Annotated in this window: 23 protein-coding genes; 4 read left to right on the forward strand and 19 right to left on the reverse strand. The window is 45.4% G+C overall.

The annotated features are described in order from the left end of the window. Window positions 1-153: 153 nt before the first annotated feature. On the reverse strand, window positions 154-726 hold the full coding sequence (locus FS628_RS00520; protein WP_440131257.1) for an esterase/lipase family protein: 573 nt from the start codon (window positions 724-726) through the stop codon (window positions 154-156). Window positions 727-912: 186 nt separating this feature from the next. Further along, window positions 913-1,221, reverse strand: coding sequence for a hypothetical protein (locus tag FS628_RS00525; protein WP_145317535.1), 309 nt, complete (start codon window positions 1,219-1,221; stop codon window positions 913-915). Between the two features lie 167 nt (window positions 1,222-1,388). Between FS628_RS00525 and FS628_RS00530 the strand changes: the two genes are divergently transcribed. Then, window positions 1,389-2,621, forward strand: coding sequence for a GAF domain-containing sensor histidine kinase (locus tag FS628_RS00530; protein ID WP_145317538.1), 1,233 nt, complete (start codon window positions 1,389-1,391; stop codon window positions 2,619-2,621). A gap of 44 nt (window positions 2,622-2,665) precedes the next feature. Further along, window positions 2,666-3,091: a hypothetical protein gene (locus FS628_RS00535; RefSeq protein WP_145317541.1), complete on the forward strand. Its 426-nt coding sequence runs from the start codon at window positions 2,666-2,668 to the stop codon at window positions 3,089-3,091. A gap of 80 nt (window positions 3,092-3,171) precedes the next feature. Here the strand turns inward: FS628_RS00535 and FS628_RS00540 are convergent, their stop codons facing one another. Both FS628_RS00540 and FS628_RS00545 read right to left on the reverse strand, forming a co-directional pair. After that, window positions 3,172-4,404 (reverse strand): sialidase family protein, encoded by a 1,233-nt coding sequence (locus tag FS628_RS00540; RefSeq protein ID WP_186327678.1) that lies wholly within the window; start codon window positions 4,402-4,404, stop codon window positions 3,172-3,174. Between the two features lie 18 nt (window positions 4,405-4,422). Beyond that, window positions 4,423-4,791: a hypothetical protein gene (locus FS628_RS00545; RefSeq protein WP_145317544.1), complete on the reverse strand. Its 369-nt coding sequence runs from the start codon at window positions 4,789-4,791 to the stop codon at window positions 4,423-4,425. 173 nt (window positions 4,792-4,964) lie between these two features. On the opposite strand from FS628_RS00545, the gene FS628_RS00550 reads away from it, so the two are divergent. After that, complete coding sequence (locus tag FS628_RS00550) at window positions 4,965-6,239, forward strand: stalk domain-containing protein (protein WP_145317548.1); 1,275 nt, start codon at window positions 4,965-4,967, stop codon at window positions 6,237-6,239. Between the two features lie 248 nt (window positions 6,240-6,487). On the opposite strand, the gene FS628_RS00555 is transcribed toward FS628_RS00550, so the two are convergent. From FS628_RS00555 to FS628_RS00575, 5 genes are all read right to left on the reverse strand, one after another. Beyond that, on the reverse strand, window positions 6,488-7,369 hold the full coding sequence (locus FS628_RS00555; protein WP_145317551.1) for a carbohydrate ABC transporter permease: 882 nt from the start codon (window positions 7,367-7,369) through the stop codon (window positions 6,488-6,490). 14 nt (window positions 7,370-7,383) lie between these two features. Then, window positions 7,384-8,274, reverse strand: a complete 891-nt coding sequence (locus FS628_RS00560) for a carbohydrate ABC transporter permease (RefSeq protein WP_145317554.1) — start codon at window positions 8,272-8,274, stop codon at window positions 7,384-7,386. Window positions 8,275-8,328: 54 nt separating this feature from the next. Next, window positions 8,329-9,594: an ABC transporter substrate-binding protein gene (locus FS628_RS00565; RefSeq protein WP_145317557.1), complete on the reverse strand. Its 1,266-nt coding sequence runs from the start codon at window positions 9,592-9,594 to the stop codon at window positions 8,329-8,331. Window positions 9,595-9,679: 85 nt separating this feature from the next. After that, entirely contained in the window at window positions 9,680-10,561 is an 882-nt protein-coding gene (locus FS628_RS00570; protein WP_145317560.1) for an AraC family transcriptional regulator, read from the reverse strand. Window positions 10,562-10,676: 115 nt separating this feature from the next. After that, window positions 10,677-11,672 carry a LacI family DNA-binding transcriptional regulator gene (locus FS628_RS00575; RefSeq protein WP_145317562.1) on the reverse strand — a complete coding sequence of 332 codons (996 nt, stop codon included), beginning with the start codon at window positions 11,670-11,672 and terminating at the stop codon, window positions 10,677-10,679. A 156-nt stretch (window positions 11,673-11,828) separates the two neighbouring features. On the opposite strand from FS628_RS00575, the gene FS628_RS00580 reads away from it, so the two are divergent. Next, the gene (locus tag FS628_RS00580) at window positions 11,829-12,254 is read left to right on the forward strand and encodes a MaoC family dehydratase (protein WP_145317565.1); all 426 of its coding nucleotides are present in this window, start codon (window positions 11,829-11,831) and stop codon (window positions 12,252-12,254) included. 67 nt (window positions 12,255-12,321) lie between these two features. Here the strand turns inward: FS628_RS00580 and FS628_RS00585 are convergent, their stop codons facing one another. The 10 genes from FS628_RS00585 to FS628_RS00630 all read right to left on the reverse strand — a co-directional run bounded on the left by FS628_RS00585 (window position 12,322) and on the right by FS628_RS00630 (window position 21,392). Then, complete coding sequence (locus FS628_RS00585) at window positions 12,322-13,512, reverse strand: aminotransferase-like domain-containing protein (RefSeq protein ID WP_145317568.1); 1,191 nt, start codon at window positions 13,510-13,512, stop codon at window positions 12,322-12,324. A 180-nt stretch (window positions 13,513-13,692) separates the two neighbouring features. Beyond that, window positions 13,693-14,841, reverse strand: coding sequence for an NAD(P)/FAD-dependent oxidoreductase (locus FS628_RS00590; protein ID WP_145317572.1), 1,149 nt, complete (start codon window positions 14,839-14,841; stop codon window positions 13,693-13,695). Window positions 14,842-14,847: 6 nt separating this feature from the next. Further along, window positions 14,848-15,567, reverse strand: a complete 720-nt coding sequence (locus FS628_RS00595) for a methyltransferase domain-containing protein (RefSeq protein WP_145317574.1) — start codon at window positions 15,565-15,567, stop codon at window positions 14,848-14,850. Further along, window positions 15,554-16,711 (reverse strand): type III polyketide synthase, encoded by a 1,158-nt coding sequence (locus FS628_RS00600; RefSeq protein WP_145317579.1) that lies wholly within the window; start codon window positions 16,709-16,711, stop codon window positions 15,554-15,556. The genes FS628_RS00595 and FS628_RS00600 overlap by 14 nt, the downstream gene beginning before the upstream one ends. Window positions 16,712-16,930: 219 nt before the next feature. After that, window positions 16,931-17,830, reverse strand: a complete 900-nt coding sequence (locus tag FS628_RS00605) for an alpha/beta hydrolase (protein WP_145317582.1) — start codon at window positions 17,828-17,830, stop codon at window positions 16,931-16,933. Window positions 17,831-17,947: 117 nt separating this feature from the next. Continuing rightward, window positions 17,948-18,640: a hypothetical protein gene (locus tag FS628_RS00610; RefSeq protein ID WP_145317585.1), complete on the reverse strand. Its 693-nt coding sequence runs from the start codon at window positions 18,638-18,640 to the stop codon at window positions 17,948-17,950. A 104-nt stretch (window positions 18,641-18,744) separates the two neighbouring features. Continuing rightward, a complete protein-coding gene (locus tag FS628_RS00615) occupies window positions 18,745-19,098 on the reverse strand; it encodes an MmcQ/YjbR family DNA-binding protein (RefSeq protein ID WP_145317587.1) in 354 nt (117 codons plus the stop codon). Window positions 19,099-19,228: 130 nt separating this feature from the next. Continuing rightward, window positions 19,229-20,623, reverse strand: coding sequence for a DEAD/DEAH box helicase (locus FS628_RS00620; RefSeq protein WP_145317590.1), 1,395 nt, complete (start codon window positions 20,621-20,623; stop codon window positions 19,229-19,231). A gap of 116 nt (window positions 20,624-20,739) precedes the next feature. Next, a complete protein-coding gene (locus tag FS628_RS00625; RefSeq protein ID WP_145317593.1) occupies window positions 20,740-21,054 on the reverse strand; it encodes a DMT family transporter in 315 nt (104 codons plus the stop codon). Then, window positions 21,054-21,392 carry a DMT family transporter gene (locus FS628_RS00630; RefSeq protein ID WP_145317595.1) on the reverse strand — a complete coding sequence of 113 codons (339 nt, stop codon included), beginning with the start codon at window positions 21,390-21,392 and terminating at the stop codon, window positions 21,054-21,056. Before FS628_RS00630 ends, FS628_RS00625 begins: the two co-directional genes overlap by 1 nt. Window positions 21,393-21,395: the final 3 nt, after the last annotated feature.

The raw sequence follows: 21,395 nt of genomic DNA on the forward strand, positions 1-21,395 counted from the left end.
ACCTATACTTCCTCTGGTATTATATTGTTTTAATTTACATATATAGGTTTTACCCATCCGCAATGCAAAAACACGACTGACCGTATATGGTCAATCGTGTCTAATACACTCCATGTTGAAAAGAATGCGCACTCTTAAGATTCCCTACCCAGCCTATTCGTTCAACGCGGTTTTGATCAAAGCGTTTACCCGTGAATTAAACAAGAGGCCGATATGAGATACGAGGGATACCGAAATGTTGTTCGCCCCGTTCAACCGGGAAAGTGTCGGGGACACAATCGTATCGCTGGTGGAATAGATCGAAGTTACCTTAATTCCACTCGGAGCTGTAGTTGTCGTCAATCGATTAGCCCCACCAAGGGTTATCAATTTGTCCACTTTGGAAGCGCCACCACGGTTAAGTATGTAATACAGACTGTTGGCTCCACCCATGCTATGAGCTACAATGTTAACTTTTGTGTGACCCGTTTCGCGCAGAACATCATCTACGAAACGACTGATCGCCGCAGAATTCAACAGCTGGTTTCCCTGTTTGCTAGGGAGATCAATCGCGAATAGTTCGTCTCTCGTCCACCCTTGACTGCGCAAATAACTCTCAATCGCTGTAAAATTGCTATCAGAACCGGTCAATCCATGTACCAATACAATGGGTGTACGTGCTGTTGCTGCAGAAGCCTTTGAACTTGAGCCTATCCCAGGTACCGATAAGGCAAGGATCATGCTCATGAATACGATAAGTAATAATTTAGTCTTTTTCACTTGTTTCACCCTCCTGTAAATTGATTTATATTCCATATATTACAAGCTAACATATGGAATATAAATGAATCTTTGGTCTCATTTTTACAGGAATATCCAAGGAAACTATGACTAACTTGATACGTTTTATCGAAGTCCGGTTCTCTACTCCTGTTATCCTTCAACGATATCTGCACGCAGATCTGTTGCAATTTCAATCATTTTGGGTACAATAGCTTCGTTAGAAATAGCCACATAGACATCTCCCATGTACAAACGAAAGGCGATCTGTGTACCTTCAAGGTCCCACATAAAAAAGTCCCCATCGATGGACATGGTGCTCTCAGCTCCGACAATGTTAAGAACTGTTGAATACGTAAAATCGGGTTTGGATGCAAAGTAGAGTTTGCACTCTTCCAAAGAGATAGATTGCTCCGCATTGTTTTCTTGCATGGATCGGGTAATTCGAAAACGCTGATTCATTGCTATGCCTCCAACATTTTATTAATATATACATGTTCCACAGCATTATATTTTCTCATTTCCGTCTTCCACTGTCAAAACCATGTATGCCCTATTCTATGTATTCATATATACTGGTACATACAAATACATAACGAATCTTTACCATCAGGAGGCGTCAAATCAATATGTTGAAAACAGAATTCATTGATGTATTATCCATTGTCTCACATAAATTATATGATTCGGCTGCTAATGTAATGGATACGGCAAGCAGACTCATTCCTGCAAATACGTTTTGTATAGCCCAATTGGATCATCTATCAACCAAAGTTCTCAATGTATATAATCGTGAAAAACTAATATTAGGTGAAGGGCTAGTCGTTGACAACGCCGAGTCGTACTGTGCGCTTGTGACTGAACATACCCAAGGCCCGTTAGTAATCAATAATAATCTAACTCACCCATTAACCAGACATATGGACGCAACCGAATTCGTAGGTGGTTGTTCATTTGTCGGTGTTCCCATACATGATGAGAATGGAGAAATTTATGGCTCCCTCTGCTCATTTGATCAGGATTTCTATTCCTACCAACAGAAGGATATAGATTTGCTGCTCTCCTTGTCTTCCTTTTTCACGGGTCTGCTAGAGATGGAAACGACCTTGCAGCAGTTAAAACGTGCGGAAGAAACTACTGCGAAAATGCTGGAAGAGAAGAAAAATCTGCTTGCCATCCTCAGCCACGAAATCCGAACCCCAATGAATGGTGTTCTTGCCATGGCAAACCTGTTGCAATCTACTACACTCAATGAGGATCAATCATTGTATGTTAATGTCATTGAGGAAAGCGGCACCAGTCTTCTATCCATGATGGATCAAATTCTCGATTATTCCAAAATGGAAGCCGGCGCGATTTCTTTGGAAATCAGTCCATATAGTGTCACTAAAACAGTTGACCATGTATTACAGTTGTTTTCTTCTCAAGCTAAGAAAAATGGAACCAAGTTATATGCTGAATACCATATTAATGATCATCTAATGCTTTTAGGCGATCAGCAAAAAGTCCGTCAGATTCTAATCAACCTCGTTGGAAATGCTCTTAAATTCACTGAAAAAGGGGAAGTTTGTATCTCCACTCAGGTATCTGCTGGTTCAGAAGGCACCCTGCATGTATCCTACGAGATAAGGGATACGGGCATCGGCATCCCGCAGGATCGTCAGGATCTGTTGTTCAAATCCTATTCGCAAATTCATGGAGATTCTGGAAAGTATGGGGGAGCAGGACTGGGTCTGTCCATCTGTAAACAACTCGCTGAATTAATGGGTGGCGTGGTGTGGCTTAAAGAAACCAGTCACTTGGGCAGTCGATTCGTTTTTAATATTTCCAGCCCTGCACCTAATGTCCATACGCATATCTAATCGATGAATATATTATTCTATCTGAAGGATAGGAGGTATATACGTTGACACAATTTCTGGATGCAAGATCATCACAAAATGCTGCGCTGTTTAATTCCATTTCCATACCGATTCCAGTGATTAACACACCTCAGTTATTCGGTCAGATTGGTCTGCAAACAGCTGGAGCCGGACCCAACCTGAGAGTCTCCCTAAAAGGAACCATAACGGTACAATTACCGCTTGCTCTATTTCAAGTGAGGATTATTATTGTAAGAGGTACAGTTGCAACCGATCCGATTGTTTACTCCGGAAACTACACGTATGGTCTGAACGGTCTGCTTAACCCTGAAGTGATCGTCTTCTCTGCCAATGACTTTAACACACCGATCGTGCCACAATTAACCTACAGCGCATTTATCAGTACCAACCTGCTCGGAACGGTTCGAGTTGGCCCAGAGAGCTTCGACGGATTTGTCGTTTCGGATTAAAATGAACACTCCACCCCCATACTCTTAATCTGTTTGTTCATATAGATTACGAGTATGGGGGTATTCCAATTTACATTGAATCAGTTACCAAAATAAACATCCAGCTTGCCTGTTGGCGGTGTTGTGGCCATCCACACTGCTGCGAGATTATCCGGACTAACTGTAGCTGCAGTAATATAGTCTCCTATCAGCACTGTCGGCGTCGGAGAGTTGCCATTCGGATTAAAGGATGTGGTTGTGAGTCGACGGTTAGTGAAGCTGGCGCCACCATTAAAGGATTCTGCAACAAAGACATCGAGCAGGAACCCGTCAATTCGATTGGTATAATAAATGACCCGGATCGTCCCTGCAAAGGGTGATACGCTTATCGACGGGAAAAAATTCTGTGTACCCGGGGGCGCGCCTGTAATACTGATAGGATCTGACCACAAGAGCCCATCAGGAGATTCACTGAGTAATACATCGGTATATCCAGCTCGCGCATCATTCCATACGGCATACACGGTTCCACTGTTAGGTCCAACGGAAATATCTGCTCCCAGACTTAGGTTGGTCTGCACTCGAAAAGCATAATTCGGCACAGGTAAAGGCGAAGGTGCCGGTACTACGGATGAAATAAACGTTGCCTGTCTTTCAAGAAGAGGTTGATAGGTAATGCCCCCATCGTACGAAATACGTAATAATGCGGATGGACTGGCAGGACCCGTAATGATATATCCCGCATAGACTTGACCTGAGAATCCAACAGCCAGTGCAGCCCGATCGTGTATTCCTCGGGGATTCGACTGTCGATCAGGCGGCTCCCAGGAGATCCCCTGGTTGAGCGACCTTTGCGTAAAGATCGCGGAAGAAGTTGTCGCGAGCGGCGTATATCCGACATATGCATTGCCACGATAGGGGCTACCTGGAGAACGGTCAACGGCTATGTAAGGCTCATCATTATGAACAATTGTACCGAACCCCGCCTGGACGATAACCGGTGGCTGCCACGTTAGTCCATCATCAAATGAAGTATAACTCGCAATCGTCCCATCATTGAACCCGTTAAACAAATGCACGGTAACGATAAACGTATTCGGAAACGTATAGTCTATCGTAGGCGCCTCTGCTCCTGCATACCCTGCCGGTTGAGGAAGTACCGTGGTGGACCAGGTACTTCCTCCATTAATGGAACGATAAAAACCAGTCAATGTTGGCCCGGTACTGGTATCCACAGCTACCACGCACATGATATTCGGGTTCAGCGTATTAACTGCAATTGAAGGTTCAAATTGACTGCCTGCCAAAGCCCCGGTAATATTCACAACTACCATCTGCTCACCTCAATTCCTTTAAGGGATATTTGTGAATCGATCAATTAATGTCATCTCCGATTGAAGCACACGCTGGATGATCTGACCTGTAGAGTTAACACCATATACATGAATGACCGTACTTGTAGCACTAAAATAATCGCTTTGCACCTCGTAAAAAGCAGCATTAATCAATGGATAGATTAAGGTTCGGGTCGCTTGAGGAAGTAATTCAAACAGATCATGACCTATAGGTATACGCGCAGTTTGAGTGGTGTCCCATCTGAAAATTTCCAGCTCAATACTGACTGGAGCATTAAGGGAATCATTAATGCACGTCACAATGAGTTGAGTGGATTGGGTCCCACCCGAGGTTGGATTGTAAATTAAACCCGTAGAGTTTGGCAAAAAGCACACTCCTTCCGCAATATATAGTAAAGTATATTCGTTTTTCTGCTACCGTTATGACTAGGAACTCATTTCAATATTGGAACTACTTGAAAATTTTGTTATGCTAGATTACTAGATTACTGTTCATAACAGAATTTTACTATTATGTACGAAGTTGGAGGAAACAAGCGATGCTTATTAAACGAGCAGGAAAAATTGCTGCGGTTACTGTAATTGCTCTCTCTATTCTTGGAAGCACCCACAATATTGGTGGAGCCTATGCTGCTCCCGCCATAACAGTACACTTGGATGACGTTCCCCTGAAGTTTGATGCAGCTCCAAGAGTTGATAAAGGTGTCACTTATGTTCCATTTCGAACGGTTGGACAAGCCCTTGGTATCGATATTATCTGGAACAGCAAATCACAAACTGTAAAAGCGACGAACACGGTGAAAGGACAAACTACCGAGGTACTATTACAAGTTGGCAGCACCACAGCAACCGTCAATGGGAAAAAAGTTACACTTGCTGCAGCACCCGTTCAGCGAGAAGGGCGCGTGCTCATTCCACTTAGTTCTTTTAGTAATCAATTTGGCGTAAGTGCAAGCTGGAATCAGGCTACCAAAACGGTCTCTCTTGTCTCACCACAACGCGAGATGCACCTGAGAGCCTTCTATGCATTGCAATCCTTTCAAGAAAAGGATCTTATTCCTTCCATGAATTCCGTAGCCTTTGGCTGGAGCCGCATTGATCGTGAAGGTCAGTTTACGCTCCAGGGGGATGAGTACCGTCTCCCTGCTGCTGCGGGTGATATTACGCCTCAGTCCATCGTTGCTGACGCAGCGGATCAGCAGATCCAGCCACAGCTCATGGTGTATGCGTTGGACGGAAACGGCGAACTGACCAAAGTGCTGAGTGACAGCACCCTGCGGCAGAAATCGATTGAAGGTATAACTGGTGCGGTAGCAGAGCATGGTTTTGGCGGAGTTGTTCTGGATTTTGAAGGACTTGGCTTTAAACTGGATGCGGTAGAACAACAGAAGCTGCTCAATGCTTACGTGAAGCAATTAAAGAGCTCCTTGCCCCAAGACACAGCTTTATCACTGGCGGTACCGCCGCTGAACAGTGCTTATAAAGGGTATGATTACAAAACACTTGCCTCCATCGCAGATGATCTGATCATTATGGCCTATCAGTATAATCCCGTTGGCACCAAATCTCAGGTACCCGAACCAAATAGCCTTGTTGATCAGGCGATTCAGCTAGCTCTTCAAGCTGGTGTCCCGAAAAATAAGTTGCTGCTTGGTATCAGTCTAAGCAGTGAAACACCCTCCTCCGTTGATGATAAGCTAGGTCTCGCCAAACGTTATGACCTCAAAGGAGCCGCCTTCTGGCGCCTGGGTCTGTTCCGTTCTTACAATACGAAGATGGAAGATGCCGTGAACGCTTCTGTCATTAAAGAATAGTCATCTTCGAGTGATGCAGTACACTTAAGTAAAAGAAGGACCATGCCTCTGATTATCAGAGGCATGGTCCTTCTTCTCTTCCTGCTGATATGTCCATAACGCATCCCCCTCCCCTTTCGTGCATATTCCGTCCAGATATTCACAGTTAAAGATATCCTTTACTTATAAGATGGGATATATACGCAAAATAATAAACAGCAAAAGAGCCGCCCACTCTGGACGCCCCTTATTATATAGAAGCTATTCAACTACCCTTTCACTGCTCCCAGGGCAACACTTCCGATAATCTGTTTGGAAAACACGGAGAATACAATAATAATAGGCAAGATGGAGATCGCAACACCCAAATACAAGAGTCCATAATCCATCCCATAGTATCCTTGCACTAGCGCAACCAGTACCGGAAGTGGGTATTTATCCAGAGAGAAAAATAGAACGAGCGGTGTAAGAAAATTATTCCACGAACCGATAAACGTGAATATGCCGAGGGCCGAGATCGCCGGCCCAAGAATGGGCAGTACAATTTGATTGAACGTTCTGAACTCGCCAGCACTGTCCACCCGCGCAGATTCAATAATCTCATCCGGGATGCTGCTCTCCATGAACTGCTTGATAAAGAATACATTAAAGGCGTTAGCTGCAGCAGGCAAAATAATCGCGGCATAACTGTCCAGAAGCCCCAACATACTGAATAGTCGATATACACCAATCAAGGCCAGTTGGCCCGGTACCATCATGGTTGCTAATAGAAACAGAAACAACCAGTTCCGCCCTTTGAATTTAAATTTGGCAAAACCATATGCCGTCAAAGCACCAATATATAGAGATAGCACGGTCGATGTTCCAGCAATGAAAATACTATTGGCAAACCCACGCCAAATGTTGATTTTCGATACCATATTCATATAATTATCGACTAAAAATGATCCGGGAAGAAAGGTGAACGTTGAAGCAATCGTTGCATTGTTATGTGTTGAATAGATAAGCATCAGATAAAATGGAATAATGCAGAGCACGGCAAGACCTGTCAGCAACAGATAGATGATGATCTTGCCTGCCGTCAGCCCCCTTGTATTGGCATATTGCTGAATCGCCGCATTTGGTTGTTCAACTGATTTTGCAGTTTGCATAAGAACTCCCCTCCCTATGAACGGCTCTTCCGCTTGGTCATGATGAAGGATGCAACGGACAACAATATGATGATAATAAACAGGCAAAATGCTATGGCAGCGCCGTAACCAAATCGTGTGCTCTGAAATGCTACATTATAGAGATACATAATGCTCGTCATGGCTGCTCGGTCAGGACCGCCATTGCCATTGGTTAGTGTGAATGGCTGATCGAAAATCTGGATGCCACCAATAATCGATGTAATCATCTGAAACAGAATAATTGGACGGAGCATCGGCACGATGATATGGATGAAAATATGTTTCTTTTTCGCGCCATCCATCTGGGCAGCTTCCAGCAATGAAGGATCAATGCCCTGAAGACCTGCAAGGTAGATGACCATGGAATAACCGAAGTACTGGAAAAACAAGATGGAGGACACAATCAACCGCATAAACCACGGGTCGTTTTTCCAATTAATTGGATCTTGAATAATCCCCATCTGCATCAAAAAATGATTCAGTCCCCCGGACTGCCAGTCAAAGATCAGGCTGACAAGCAACCCGAGTGATGCAGCCGTAACGATATTCGGGAAAAAGTATACAGCTCTGAAAAAGTCCCTGCCTTTGAGCAGCTTGTCGTTCAGAATAAAAGCTAACACAAGTGAGATCGTCAACTGCGGAACCACGGAGACTCCCCAGATAAATAACGTATTAAACAAGGTTTTGTAGAATAACGGATCTTGTAGTACAGCCACATAGTTACCAATCCCTACAAAGTCAGGGGTCGTAATTCCATCAAAGTTGGTGAAACTGATATAGAGCGAATACAAAATGGGATAAAGTCCGAAAATGGTAAAAATAATAAAAAACGGAGCAATGAAGTAGTAGCCGTAATGGTCCTTTCGAATCGTTTTGGCAAACATATTCTGTCCCCCCAGTTATCATTGGATGTCTACAACTCTTCGCTTGCTTCTAAGCTACTCCACTTCCAGCTCCGGAAATCTCAAGGCGACATCACGTTTGATTCGCTTCACTGCTTCATCTTTGGTCTGAATGTCCTGATTGAGATACAACTGAAGTACATTTTTGTAGATATCATTGTTAATCGTTGCATCATATTTGGTGCGCTCATATACAGGAACCCGCTTTGCGGCCTCTGAGAAAAACTCAAAATGCTTCTGCCCTCCCAAATAAGGCGATGAGAGCGATGGCGCAAGTTCATCATTCACAACCATGTTGCTTGTAAAATAATCCTGCTCTTTCGCTAACTCGGACAGAAAGTCGTGGTCAAAATTATAGAACTCAATAAACTTCCAGGCCAGATCCTTTTTCTCACTTTTACTGTACATCGCGATATAAGTTCCACCTGCACTAAAGGCTGACGGTCCCTGGGCCAAGCCCCACATGCCTTCGGTATCCGGAGCGTTCGCCTTGAACGTATATTGCAAGCCCCAGGTTGCCCCCGGATAGAACATGACCTCTCCTTTTTGCATGGATGCAGCGTAACCGGCACTTCCATCTTCATACTCGGCAAGTACATGTCGCTCACGTGCTTCACGCACCAGATCCAGCACCTCCATATAGGTTGGATCGATGACGAGCTTGCCATCCTTCACCCAGGGTATACCGTCATATGAGTTCGATATGGCGTTCCAGTTCGCCAATGCATGTACTTTATTGCCACTACTTTGCTGAACCTGTTCACCAATCTCGAAGATCTTCTCCCAAGTATCGATCTGTGAACCCACCTTCTCAGGATCATCGGTACCCAGATATTTCTTCGCCAGATCCCGACGATAATAGATGCCCCCAGGTGTTCCTTGATAACCTATAGCTCTGACATTCCCCTCACTGTCCTTTTCATTGGCCTGCACAAAAGCATATTGTTGTTGAATTAGATCATTGGCGTTATACGGCGAAGCCGATAAATTCTCCAGATATGGAACGTCAATCAGTTCTCGAATATTGGCATTTTCAATCATAAATACATCTGGAGCTTTGGAGGTCGTCTGGAGTGCAGATTTAAGCTTGGTGATATAGAAGTTGCCGGGGATGTTGACAAAGTTCACTTTGATGTCCGGATATTTCTGCTCGAATTTCTCGATGGCGTACTCTGCTTCATCCGTAAAACTCCACACGGTAATTTCCTGCTGCTTGGTTGGGTTGGACGGACTGAGCTGACAACCCGTTAACAACATGGCTACACATACGAACACAATAGTTGGCTTAAACCACTTCTTCATAGGCCCCCTCCTTCTAAAAGGAAACGCTTACATTTTATTAGAGTATATTGATTTCGGAGAGGGCTTTCTCCACAAATATTGTGCATTACCCTTCATATTTTGTGATATTCGTACGGTGCTTCTTGCGAAATTCGGAGGGTGTGCAGTCATTATATTTTTTGAAAAGTCGATTATAGGAGTTCACATTGTTGAACCCATGGCCGATCGCTATATCCAAAATGGAATCCTGACGGAACAATAACGCCCACTCGGATTTGATAATTCGAAAATGATTCAAATATTCCATCAGTGTCACTCCTTTGATCTCTTTGAATAACTTGCAGACATGGAACTTGCTGAATTTAATATGTTCCGCCACCTGTTCCAGCTTGATCGGTTCAGCATAATGCTCCTCCAGATATTCACAGACCGATTCGAGGAATTCAAATTTTTTGGACGAGGTACAAGGCCATCCTGAAGCCGTGAGTTGATCCGTCACTGGGGGCTTTGTACGTAACAAAAGAACCATGAGATCATACAACCGGGAAACCATTAACCATCGATATCCGGGCTTTCGATTTTTTTTCTCGGCAATGATGGCATCTATATACTGAACCACGTTGCTGCGACTTCCCGCATTTGAGGGAATAACGGTTGTTTTGTTGAAAAGTTCGCCGAGATCCTGTATTTCGGCTTCAGTCGTGAAGCTTCCAGTTAACAATTCGAGGCGGAACAAGATAATCGTTAAGTGTTCGGTCCCTGGCAAAAAGCAATGTACATCTCCTGGTTTGATCAGCAGCACATCACCTTGCGCCAACTCACGGACATGGTCATTCACGCCAATTCGTGCGCTCTTTCCATTAACAACAACCAATTCAACCTCATCATGCCAGTGTGCAGCATAATTAAACTGATCACCTGTATGAATCACCCGAATGGGAAAACCTTCTTCCATATGGCCTGTCTCCAGAAACGTGGGTACGCCCATCTAATCACCCTCCATTTATTTCCTATGCAAGAATCTCTCGTCTTTATTATTATGCATAAATCATCTCACTCCTTTCTTTTTGAACATTTAAAATTCTATTGAACGAAAAAACTCCTCAACTCAGGTTGAGGAGCCGAACGGAATCACGTTCCACGCATTGGATGTCCAGTGTATATAACGTCTCAACAGACTCTCCATTTAACAGTTGGAAGAGAACATGACCCGCAAGCTGGCCAGCATCCGTCTTGGGTTGCCGAAAAGTGGTCAGAGGTGGATGCACATACTGCGATGCCGGGATGTTGTCAAAACCAATTACGGATAACTGTTCAGGTACTGCAATCCCATGTTCTCTGAAGGCTTCCAAACCCCCAAAGGCCATTTCATCATTTGCAAAAAATACAGCGGATGGCAGTTCTCCTTCGAGCAGTTTCTTGGCTGCATGGTAGCCATCTTGCTTCATGTATTGTCCGCCGATTTTCCATTCCGGGTTCTCTTCTATGCCTGCCTCTGCCATGGCATTGAGATAACCTTGATATCGATGCTGGTTACATTCCGAATGGGCGGGGCCACTAATATAGGCAATCGTCCGATGCCCTTTATCAATCAGATAACGGGTAGCCAGGTACCCACCTTGCGTATCACTCATCAAAACCTTTACAATATGTTGAGCATCCAGATCCCGATCCATAACGACAATCGGAAATCCTGCTTCAGATGCCTCGATGAGCAACTGATCTTCAATATTTTGAGCGATGACAATAGCTCCATCTATTCTTCTTTCACGAATGTAACGATGGGCTGTCGACTTCTCTCCACCCAAGGAGCTGCACACGATCATATCGTATCCATGGCTCATCGCGATGGACTGTATTCCATTCACCAAATCGGAGAAATACGGACTGGACATGTCATGGACAATTACACCAATCGTTTGTGTACTCTGCCGCTTCATTTCAGATGCAGGGCCGTTCTTCACGTAATTGAGTTGGCTTGCTGCTGCGAGCACTCTCTGCCTTGTTGGCTCACTCACACTACCTTTATCGTTGAGTACGCAAGATACGGTTGAACTGGCTACACCAGCCATCTTGGCGACATCTTTAATCGTTATCATGATATATACTCCTCAAAGACAGTTTCATCCGTTTATTTCAATATGACAATAATACACACGAGATCGTTCACTAGCATTTTATCACGTCAGTCCAGTCATGTCTCTTTCCAGAGCGTCGACTGCGAAAAAACATATTAAAGAACCCGAGGTGCCTTCATGAAATTCAGTGAATATGTAATAGGTCAGCGCTACGAAACAAAATCCTTGGCATTATCCAAGAGCGATATTATTGATTTTGCCAAAATCTATGATCCACAGTACATGCATTTGGATGAAGCAAAGGCCACCCAGGGCCGCTTCGGCAGTTTGATTGCTTCTGGCATGCAGACGATGAATATCTCCTTCAAGCTATGGATTGAGGTCGGAATCTATGGAGAGCATGTTGTCGCGGGAACCGGCATGAACAACATTCAATTCCTGAAGCCTGTTTTTCCTGAGGATGAACTTCATGTGATTGCAGAAGTCATTGACCTGCTTCCCAGACGTAAAGGTAATGGGATTGTTACCGTGCTGCTGAGTACATTCAACCAGAAGAATCAAAAGGTATTTCAGGCAGAATTAAGTGCCCTCATTGATAATTAAGGACGATAAAAGACCAAAAAAAGCCGCCAATTGGCGGCTTTTCGTAGATATATCGCATTGAAATATTTTAAACGGTATAGCCTTTCAAAACCCGACCTAAAATCTCAACACCTTTCACAATCTGTTCGTCTGACGGCGTTGAAAAATTAAGTCTGATGGCATTACAAGGGTCTTGCTCATTCACCAGGAAAGCATTTCCCGGCACAACCGCAACCCCCTGGGCTGCTGCAGTCTTGGCATAATCAAGCATTGGCACATGCGCTGGCAGATCACACCAGAGGAACAGTCCACCGTCCGGTTGGGTATAGGTAATGGACTCACCCATATGCTCTTGCAGCTTGTCCATCATCAATGTTGCTTTTCTCCGATATACCTCACGGATGCTGTTAATGTGCCCGGCGTAGTCATACTCTGTCATGAACTTATATGCCAGAATCTGTGGAAGCATAGCCGTATGTACGTCTTCTCCCTGTTTGGCGACGACCATCTTCTCCACCACTTCATGCGGAGCTTGTACAAAACCGACGCGCAGTCCCGCCGATAGAATTTTGGAGAATGATCCAACATAGATGACCAGACCTTCATCATCCATAGACTTGATGGTCGGTACATCATCTCCATTAAATCGAAGTTCTCCGTACGGGTTATCTTCCAGAATCATAACGCCATACTTCTTCGCCAGTTCGTATATGGCTTTACGTTTCTCCAGGCTCGTCGTCACACCGGTCGGATTCTGGAAGCTTGGGATCACGTAGATCAGTTTTACATTGGGCTCTGTTTGCAGTGCCTGTTCCAGCTTCTCGATATCCATACCGTCCATCTCCATCGGAACACCCGCAAGCTTCGCACCGGATGCCCGGAAGGAGTTCAAAGAACCGATGAAGCTTGGGCTCTCACAGATAATCGTGTCACCCTCATTACAGAACACTTTACAGGCAAGTTCAATGCCCTGCTGTGCTCCAGATACGATGAACAATTGATCGGATGCCTTCCCCGTATCAAATCCTGTCTTCAGATGTTCAGTCAATGCTTCCCGCAAAGGAACATAACCTTCCGTAATTCCGTATTGCAGAGCCGTGATCGGGTCCTGTTCCAGAATAGTTTGGGTAAACGTACGAATCGCCTCAATAGGGAACGTCTCTGGAGCGGGATTTCCCGCAGAGAACGGAATGACATTTTGACCCGAAGAAGCCTTCAGGATCTCACGAATAATGGATGGTTGCAGTGCTGCGATACGATTGGAAAATGAATAGTTCATCTTAAATAGTGCCTCCCGACATTTCATCTGAATTAACTCTCTATCATTACATTAGATTCTATTATACGAGCATTTCCCGAATTTCCAAACTGTCTCTACAAATTTAATGATTAGATACCCAAAAAAGAGGCCGCCATCAGCAACCTCTTCCACATAAGTATTGGACAAAATATCCATCTTTTAGCGCACTGCATTCATCTCGGATAACCGTGTAGCCTTCACGACATAAGCGGCCAGACCGGGGATCATCCGGGCCAGACCAGGATAGAATTTATTGGTTTTGGCAAAAGCCAGCTTCTGAATTCTTCTTGCCCGCCTGAGCAATTGGGTGAATTCGCGGCTCGCTTCCAGCATATAATTACTCTGCCAATCGGCATGCTCAATATCACCTCGAAGATATTTATCAGTCCAGCGGGCGCATAATAGCGAGGAGCGTAGCGCAATGGACATCCCGTCTCCGCACAGCGGAGGAATCATCAGCATCGCATCACCAATGTGCGGATACTCAGACCATGGCTCAGGTATATTGGACAGATGCAGCGGTGCAATCGACACCTGTGTTCCCTCTACAGGACTACCTTCCGCTAACCGGGCTGCCAAGCTCACGTTCGTCAGCGATGCCGCCTGCAAAATATCGTTCACAGACTTTCCGCTTCCCTGCACAGTATCCAGCGTCAACAATGCGGCGACATTCACAGTGCCGTCCTCAATCGGGGAAATCCCCACATAACCACCTTCGCAAAAATATAACTCCACTCGCGCGGGAATTTCAATTCCGCTGAAGTGGGATTTAACGCCGACATATACGGTTTGATCTCGCAGATCTGGGTCGGAAGCCATTCCGCGCTGCTTTTTGGTACCATGTGCACCGATGACGGCTTTTGCCTTATATTGAATCCGCTCGTCTCCCTGTTTCACCTCCACCTCATAACTGGCATCCTCGAGTTGTTCAATGCTGGTTATGGTCGCTTTCGTAACGATCTGGGCTCCTGCGTCCAAGGCCTTCTGATGCAAAATCTGGTCCAGCTCATATCGGCTTATACCATAAGCGAATCCCGGTAGCGGTGCTTCAATCACTCCCCCTTGCTGCATAATGATTTTGGCATGATCCATGGTGCTGGGTTTCTTGGCTTGGTCCAGAAGATGTATGTCCAGAACCTCCAGCATCTCCTTGGTTTCCGGTGACATGAACTCACCGCAGGTTTTGTGACGCGGAAACTCCTGCCGGTCTAACAAAAGCGTCCGATGGCCTTGCCCTGCCAATTGGATTGCACAGGTACTGCCGGCAATTCCAGCTCCGACAATGATGACATCTATTGATTTCGACACGTAAGATCACCTGCCTTTTGTGGGGATAACAACAGAGTAACGGAATAAAGGCTTCCATTCATAAGTCATCGAATCATGATTCAGCCGTTGTTTAAGTTCCTTCCAGTCTCTCCCTGTAAATCCTTTGGCGACGGAAAGGGGTCCATCATGACGAATGTACCGATTGCGAGAGATCATGCGCGTTGTAATCCAGACCGCCTTATAGGATACAGGATGACGGTGAATATCATTAATGACGACACCGTACCTGGATGCTCGTAGCATATGAGAAACCATATCAACCAGCTGATCTCCGTCAAAATGATGTACAAATTGGGAACCTGTCACGATATCTGCGGAAGCATCCGGCAGTTCTGTAAGATCAGCACGTTGCACGCGGACTCTGGGTTCGTCACGAAATAGTTGCCTCGCTTCCTCACACGCCTCTTCCGTCAGATCGACTAGCGTAATCTCCAGCTGAACGCCCTGACGATCCGCCCATTGCAGTAGTTTCTGGTTCACATCCCCTGAACCTGCCCCCACATCCAGAAGGGTCAGCTTATCCGGCCTTCCGACAGAGTTCCATAACTTCTCTACACCAGCAAGAGTTGGGCCCGGTGCAGCGAATATTTTGTTAAGGCGTCTCAGATGTCTGAGTGCTTCACGGAGCTCCTCCCCACCCAAAGAGAAGTCGTCCATCAGTTCATCTTCCTGGGCCCGTATAGACAATGTTCTAAAGAAGGACATGATCCGGCTCCTCGATCACTGAAGATAATGATGGTACGTAAGTAAATTTCATCAACTCCGCGGTGAGTCCCGGTCCAAATGCCATAGCTACACCATCTGTGGTTGATTGATCCTGTGCCTTCATGTCCTCACGCATCGCATTCAGTACAAACAGGATCGTATTGGATGACAAGTTACCAAACGTTCTCAGGATATCCCTGCTGTACTTCGTTTGCTCATCTCTCAGCTTCATCACATCCTGCACAGAATCCACAATTCCCCGTCCTCCTGGATGGATAGCCCATAGTTCAGGAAGCTGGTCACTTTGCAGTAACAGACGTAGTTCCTCTTCCAGATGAACACCGAGCAGCTTCGGAATACGAGGTGACAGATACAGATCATACCCCAGGTTCCCGACCTCCCAGGTCATGTCTTCAGTCGAATCCGGAAGAAGAACAGAATAACCGGTTCCCAGACTCAGAACATCCGTGTGTTGAGGTTCGGGCGTACCGACCACACATGAAGAAGCCGCATCTCCAAAGAATGAAGCTGCAAATAACGCTTCCCGATCTTGAACAGGCTGAAAATGAAGTGTGCACAACTCCACACAGACTACAAGAACCTGTGAACCGGGAGCACCCTGCACGACATCTCGTGCCATCTGAATGGCTTTCAAGCCTGCCGCACATCCTTGAAAGATCAGTGGCAGTCGATTGACACGAGCAGACAAACCCAAATGACGGATGAGCATAACGTCCAGACCCGGCAGGTATTGACCAGTGCAACTGACCGTAATGATATGCGTGATGCTCTTAGGAGATACGCCTGAATCCTTCAGAGCTTTCTCAGCCGCCTCGATGCCAAGCGGAAGCGCCTCTCGCTTGTATGTATTCATTCGTTCTTCGGTTGTCGGGATGTCTGATACATCACCAAAAGGCAGATAACGGCACTCTTCCAGCGAACCTAGGTAGCTCGGTTCCACCGTATATCGTGTTTCAACACCACAAGACTTGAATATTCGCTTAGCAAAACGGGCCAAATCTGGGCGATCCTGAAGAGAGGAAGCGATCAGTTCCGCAATATCTGACTGCGCTACGGCGTGAGCAGGCAGAGCCGTTCCCATGCCAAGAATCGCGATATCGGATGGACTGTTACTTTGGTTCATATCATTAACCTCCTGGTATTGGTCATTATTTCCGCTAATTAACAACTCTTACCCTTAACGATATCGTTATAATCTTAAGAACGGTCCTAATCTATTTTATTATCTTAACCGCAAGCTCAGAAGCTTGGTTTCACCAACGGATTGAACCAACTTAACAGATAAGCAAAAAAAGCCGCCATTAGGCGACTTCAAGGTAGTATCTATAGGTAACTTTTTACGTCAATCTGATCCAAGTGATTTGGAAAATGCTTCTCTGATCTTGACACTCATCCGATACCAGGCATCCTCTGCCATCTGGAGATCTCCAAAATGCGTAAATCCATGAGCGGCGCCCTCGTACTCCTTAAGCATCACCTTCACACCGCTCGCTTCAAGCCTTGCTGCATATGTTCTTGCTTCTTGAGCTAGTGAATCTTTCTCCGCGGTAATGATCAAAGCTTCCGGGAGTTCCTGTAATGATTTTGCGAGTACAGGTGAAGCTAACGGGTCATGGGCATCTTCCGGCTTTTCAAGGTACATGGCGTTGAACGTTCTGGCGATATCGGCTGGAATAGCTTCTTCAAAACTCGGCTTCTCGGCCGGATCTGTGGCCACGTCCAACACGGCATAATCGATAACCTGAAGAACAATCGGCAGCTCGCTTCCACGTTGCCGATTCAACAAGCACACTGCTGCAGCAAGATTACCACCTGCACTATGTCCTCCAATGGCGAAGAGAGTTGGGTTAACCGAAAAAGATTCCGAATTGGCGTGGACCCACTGTACAACGTCGTAGCATTCATGCACAGCGGTTGGAAATTTATGCTCAGGTGCAAGGCTGTAATCAATATTCATGACCACACAATCAGCACGATCAGCGATCAGGCGACACCAGGGATCATCCATCTCCGCTTGTCCCAAGATGAAACCACCTCCATGCATATTGAAGAAGACTGGCAGTGGTGTTGAACGTTTCTTATCCGGTGTATACACCAGTACACGCGTGTCGCCTTTTGTCGTAGGAATCACGACTTCTTCCACCTTAACGGCATACGCGGTACTCGGTTGAAGGGCAGCACCTGTGCCGACGTCATTTTCACGCATCCGTTGTACCATTACCAATTGTTGTTCTTGATCCATAGATATCACTCCTTTAACACTCGTCTATTCCGTCATGTGCAATTCATTCGATATGTATTGATCAACATGATCAAACGTGGACCAGAATTACCTTCCCCTGCCCTTGGTGCTTCAATGTTAGCATTCAGTGCCAGGAGATCGGTTTGGATCCGCGCTTTTTTCCTTCTTCTTGTGGAAGATCATCCAGACCCCCATCAGACAAAATAAAACACTGCACCCCATGCCAAACAAACTACTGGTTTTTAATGCAAGAGGTGAGGCTTGCATGGTGAGCAGTGTCGCTTGGGTGACCACGATGGACACCATGGCATCGGTGAAGTTAATCATTTTTAATGTAGAGATAATCGGGTTATGAAGATGACGGTTAGCCCAGGTGCCATACACGGCAAAAGCCAGCTTGGTAAAAGCGACTGTAGCTACGATATACACGATGATACCCTCGTATATGAAGGCATCGCCGATCAGATACATTCGCAGGCAGACCAGTGAATAGGACACGCCCAGTAAACACAGGAACAGACCTCCACGCTTATATACCGTAAGCTCCAATGTATATCTTTCTTCTGAAGACTCCATCCTCTTGACAACTTTATATTGTTGAAGCACTTGGCCTTTCGCCACACACAGAATCAGATAATATACGGCATTCGTAATAAACCATCCGGAAAGTAGATATATCCCCAGAATTAACTTGCCTATACCGATCAACGCGTTGATGATAAGGGATGCCACATTGATGATGGCCGTTCGATCTTGCTTATTGCCAAGGTAACGGAACCACATGGACTTCAAATATGTCTTCATTTTCATAGGATATTCATTCTGTTAGAGAAGCAGACCATTAGCCTTTCACCTACCTTTTAAATGTCAATGACATGATGAATGACGTGTAGAGAAAGTTGTGTACTTTCTTCTTATTCGGCCAGTGATTCCCGAACTTTTTTCGGAAGAGTTTTGACAACCACATCATAGGAGTGATCGATCATGACCATGACATCCTCTTCCGACAATGAACCATCGAGCGTAATGGTATTCCAGTGCTTTTTGTTCATATGATATCCTGGTCGAACCGCTTCATGCTGCTCTCTCAGGTTCTCTGCAATAATAGGATCACACTTCAAGTTCAATAGACCATTTTCTTCTTTGTCTTCGAAAAGTAACGCGAACATTTTCCCTCCGACCTTAATGACTACAGGATCAGGTCCAAAAGGGTACTCCTTCGTCGCACCATTCTTATTCAAACTGTATTTAATCATCGCATCCTTCAAGTTCGTACCTCCCTTTCACCAATGAACGATATAATAATACCGAATGTAGGTTCGTATGTAAATAAGCTCGCTGCACATAATAAAACCTCCTCCACATCGTGGAGAAGGTTTCATTGGGTTTATCAAGGACTTAATTGGCTCGATCGTTCCTTGTTTTGCTGCTGCGATTAAATTGGCTACTGCTGGATTTGCTGCTGCTTGTTCTACTGCTATTAGATCTGCTGTCATTGGATCGACTACTGTTTGATTTACCACTCTTGGCAAACCATTCGGATTTGGGCTTGCGTGCCGGGTTCGCTTTGGACTTCGCCGGTTTGCCTGCAGCCGATTTGTTGAACGAAGGTTTACTGCCTAGTGCTTTGCTGGTTTTATCAAACACAGGCACACCTGTCATCGGATATGGATGACCTTTCACTTCAGGAATCGTCTTCTTGATCACTTTCTCGATATCCTTCAGGAACGGAAGTTCATCCTTCTCGCAGAACGAGATTGCCATCCCGCTTTTGCCTGCTCGGCCTGTACGACCAATGCGGTGAACGTAAGTTTCCGGGATATTTGGCAGGTTGAAGTTAATAACATGGGTCAGTTCCTCCACATCAATTCCTCGTGCTGCAATATCCGTCGCAACCAATACACGTGTTGCCCCGCTCTTGAAATTGTTCAATGCCCGTTGTCGCTCGTTCTGAGACTTGTTACCATGAATGGCCTGTGCTGTAACATTCACTTTGGCCAAATCTCGTGTAACCCGGTCAGCGCCGCGCTTCGTGCGTGTGAACACCAGTGCGGATACAATGGATTTATCTTCCAAAATCTGATTCAACATATGCTGCTTCTTGCCATTTTCCAGCAAATATATAGACTGCTCAATGCGTTCTACCGTTGAAGATACAGGCGTGATTTCTACTTTGACTGGATCAACCAACAAGGTTTTAACCATTTTGGTGATCTCAGGAGGCATCGTAGCCGAGAAGAAAAGAGTCTGCTTTTTGTTCGGCATCTTGGCGATGATTCTTTTCACATCATGAATGAAGCCCATGTCCAACATCCGGTCCGCTTCATCCAGAACGAGAATCTCAACCATCTTCAGGTCAATACGCTTCTGGTTGATCAGATCGTTCAATCTGCCTGGTGTTGCAATAATAATATCAGCACCTTGATTCAGTGCACGCTCTTGCACTTTTTGTGAAACACCACCAACGATAGCTGTACAACGGATGTCCGTATACCGGCTATATACCTTGATGTTATCCGCGATCTGAATAGCCAGCTCTCTTGTCGGCGTTAAAATCAATGAGCGAATATGTCTTGCGGACTTTGGTCCTTTGGATCGTTCGCTTAATAATTGAATGATTGGCACCGAGAATGCTGCCGTCTTGCCTGTTCCTGTCTGTGCACATCCCAGCAGGTCTCTGCCCGCTAATACCGCTGGAATTGCCTGTTCCTGTATAGGCGTAGGATTAGTATAGTTTGCTTTGCTTAACCCTTCCAAAATGGGGGGGATAATATTCAAGTCCTTAAATGTCATGTTGTCTCCTTCATTTACGCACATCTATCAATAAGACGTATCTTTTATTTCACACGTAACGTATAAGGATAACATTAAAATCGTAATCTGTACATTATCTTTTTATTTTCACTTGTTCAACTGACCAATTTGAGACCTACTGCCGATCCGAGCACCATGGCAATAAACAGAATTCTTAGGGCATTTCGAGGTTCCCCGTAAAACACCATGCCCAGAATGGCACCGCCTGAGGCGCCTATTCCCGTCCACACGGCATATGCTGTTCCCATCGGAAGAGTTTTCATCGCCAGAGATAGGAATATAAAGCTCAAACCAAACCCAGCCACCAATAGAACCAGTGAAATTAGATTACGGTCTTTGTGCAACTTGTTTATCATAAGCACTCCAATCATCTCAAATACCCCTGCCAAGATAAGAAATACCCAGTTCATTATAGCTGCACCTCCTTATTCTTCTCTTTGCTCAGCATTTTAAGTCCGATTACGCCGAGCAAGAGTACACCAATGAGTACCATTTTTCCGGCTTGGACAGGCGCATTAAACAAAATAATCTCTGCAAGTACCGTGCCAGCGGTACCCAGGCCAACGAATACTGCATACACGGTTCCCACGGGCAGTGTCCGTGAAGCCGCAATCATCAAGGAGAAACTAATGATAATTGCAACCAGAGTCAGCCCCCACTCCAGCAAGCCACTAGCGTGTTTTAGTCCAATGACCCAACCCACTTCAAACACAGCAGCAATCACTACCGACATCCAGGTTTTATTCATACC

The organism is Paenibacillus xylanexedens (genome assembly GCF_007676705.1).
GTDB lineage: Bacteria > Bacillota > Bacilli > Paenibacillales > Paenibacillaceae > Paenibacillus > Paenibacillus xylanexedens_C.

Excerpts from the sequence above, each read along its gene's own strand:
- FS628_RS00560 (WP_145317554.1), bottom strand. The coding sequence starts at position 8,274 with ATGTTTGCCAAAACGATTCGAAAGGACCATTACGGCTACTACTTCATT.
- FS628_RS00620 (WP_145317590.1), bottom strand. The coding sequence starts at position 20,623 with ATGACATTTAAGGACTTGAATATTATCCCCCCCATTTTGGAAGGGTTA.
- FS628_RS00605 (WP_145317582.1), bottom strand. The coding sequence starts at position 17,830 with ATGGATCAAGAACAACAATTGGTAATGGTACAACGGATGCGTGAAAAT.
- FS628_RS00540 (WP_186327678.1), bottom strand. The coding sequence starts at position 4,404 with ATGGTAGTTGTGAATATTACCGGGGCTTTGGCAGGCAGTCAATTTGAA.
- FS628_RS00630 (WP_145317595.1), bottom strand. The coding sequence starts at position 21,392 with ATGAATAAAACCTGGATGTCGGTAGTGATTGCTGCTGTGTTTGAAGTG.
- FS628_RS00550 (WP_145317548.1), top strand. The coding sequence starts at position 4,965 with ATGCTTATTAAACGAGCAGGAAAAATTGCTGCGGTTACTGTAATTGCT.
- FS628_RS00610 (WP_145317585.1), bottom strand. The coding sequence starts at position 18,640 with ATGAAAATGAAGACATATTTGAAGTCCATGTGGTTCCGTTACCTTGGC.
- FS628_RS00580 (WP_145317565.1), top strand. The coding sequence starts at position 11,829 with ATGAAATTCAGTGAATATGTAATAGGTCAGCGCTACGAAACAAAATCC.
- FS628_RS00625 (WP_145317593.1), bottom strand. The coding sequence starts at position 21,054 with ATGAACTGGGTATTTCTTATCTTGGCAGGGGTATTTGAGATGATTGGA.
- FS628_RS00600 (WP_145317579.1), bottom strand. The coding sequence starts at position 16,711 with ATGAACCAAAGTAACAGTCCATCCGATATCGCGATTCTTGGCATGGGA.
- FS628_RS00570 (WP_145317560.1), bottom strand. The coding sequence starts at position 10,561 with ATGGGCGTACCCACGTTTCTGGAGACAGGCCATATGGAAGAAGGTTTT.
- FS628_RS00520 (WP_440131257.1), bottom strand. The coding sequence starts at position 726 with ATGAGCATGATCCTTGCCTTATCGGTACCTGGGATAGGCTCAAGTTCA.
- FS628_RS00585 (WP_145317568.1), bottom strand. The coding sequence starts at position 13,512 with ATGAACTATTCATTTTCCAATCGTATCGCAGCACTGCAACCATCCATT.
- FS628_RS00555 (WP_145317551.1), bottom strand. The coding sequence starts at position 7,369 with ATGCAAACTGCAAAATCAGTTGAACAACCAAATGCGGCGATTCAGCAA.
- FS628_RS00525 (WP_145317535.1), bottom strand. The coding sequence starts at position 1,221 with ATGAATCAGCGTTTTCGAATTACCCGATCCATGCAAGAAAACAATGCG.
- FS628_RS00530 (WP_145317538.1), top strand. The coding sequence starts at position 1,389 with ATGTTGAAAACAGAATTCATTGATGTATTATCCATTGTCTCACATAAA.
- FS628_RS00595 (WP_145317574.1), bottom strand. The coding sequence starts at position 15,567 with ATGTCCTTCTTTAGAACATTGTCTATACGGGCCCAGGAAGATGAACTG.
- FS628_RS00575 (WP_145317562.1), bottom strand. The coding sequence starts at position 11,672 with ATGATAACGATTAAAGATGTCGCCAAGATGGCTGGTGTAGCCAGTTCA.
- FS628_RS00565 (WP_145317557.1), bottom strand. The coding sequence starts at position 9,594 with ATGAAGAAGTGGTTTAAGCCAACTATTGTGTTCGTATGTGTAGCCATG.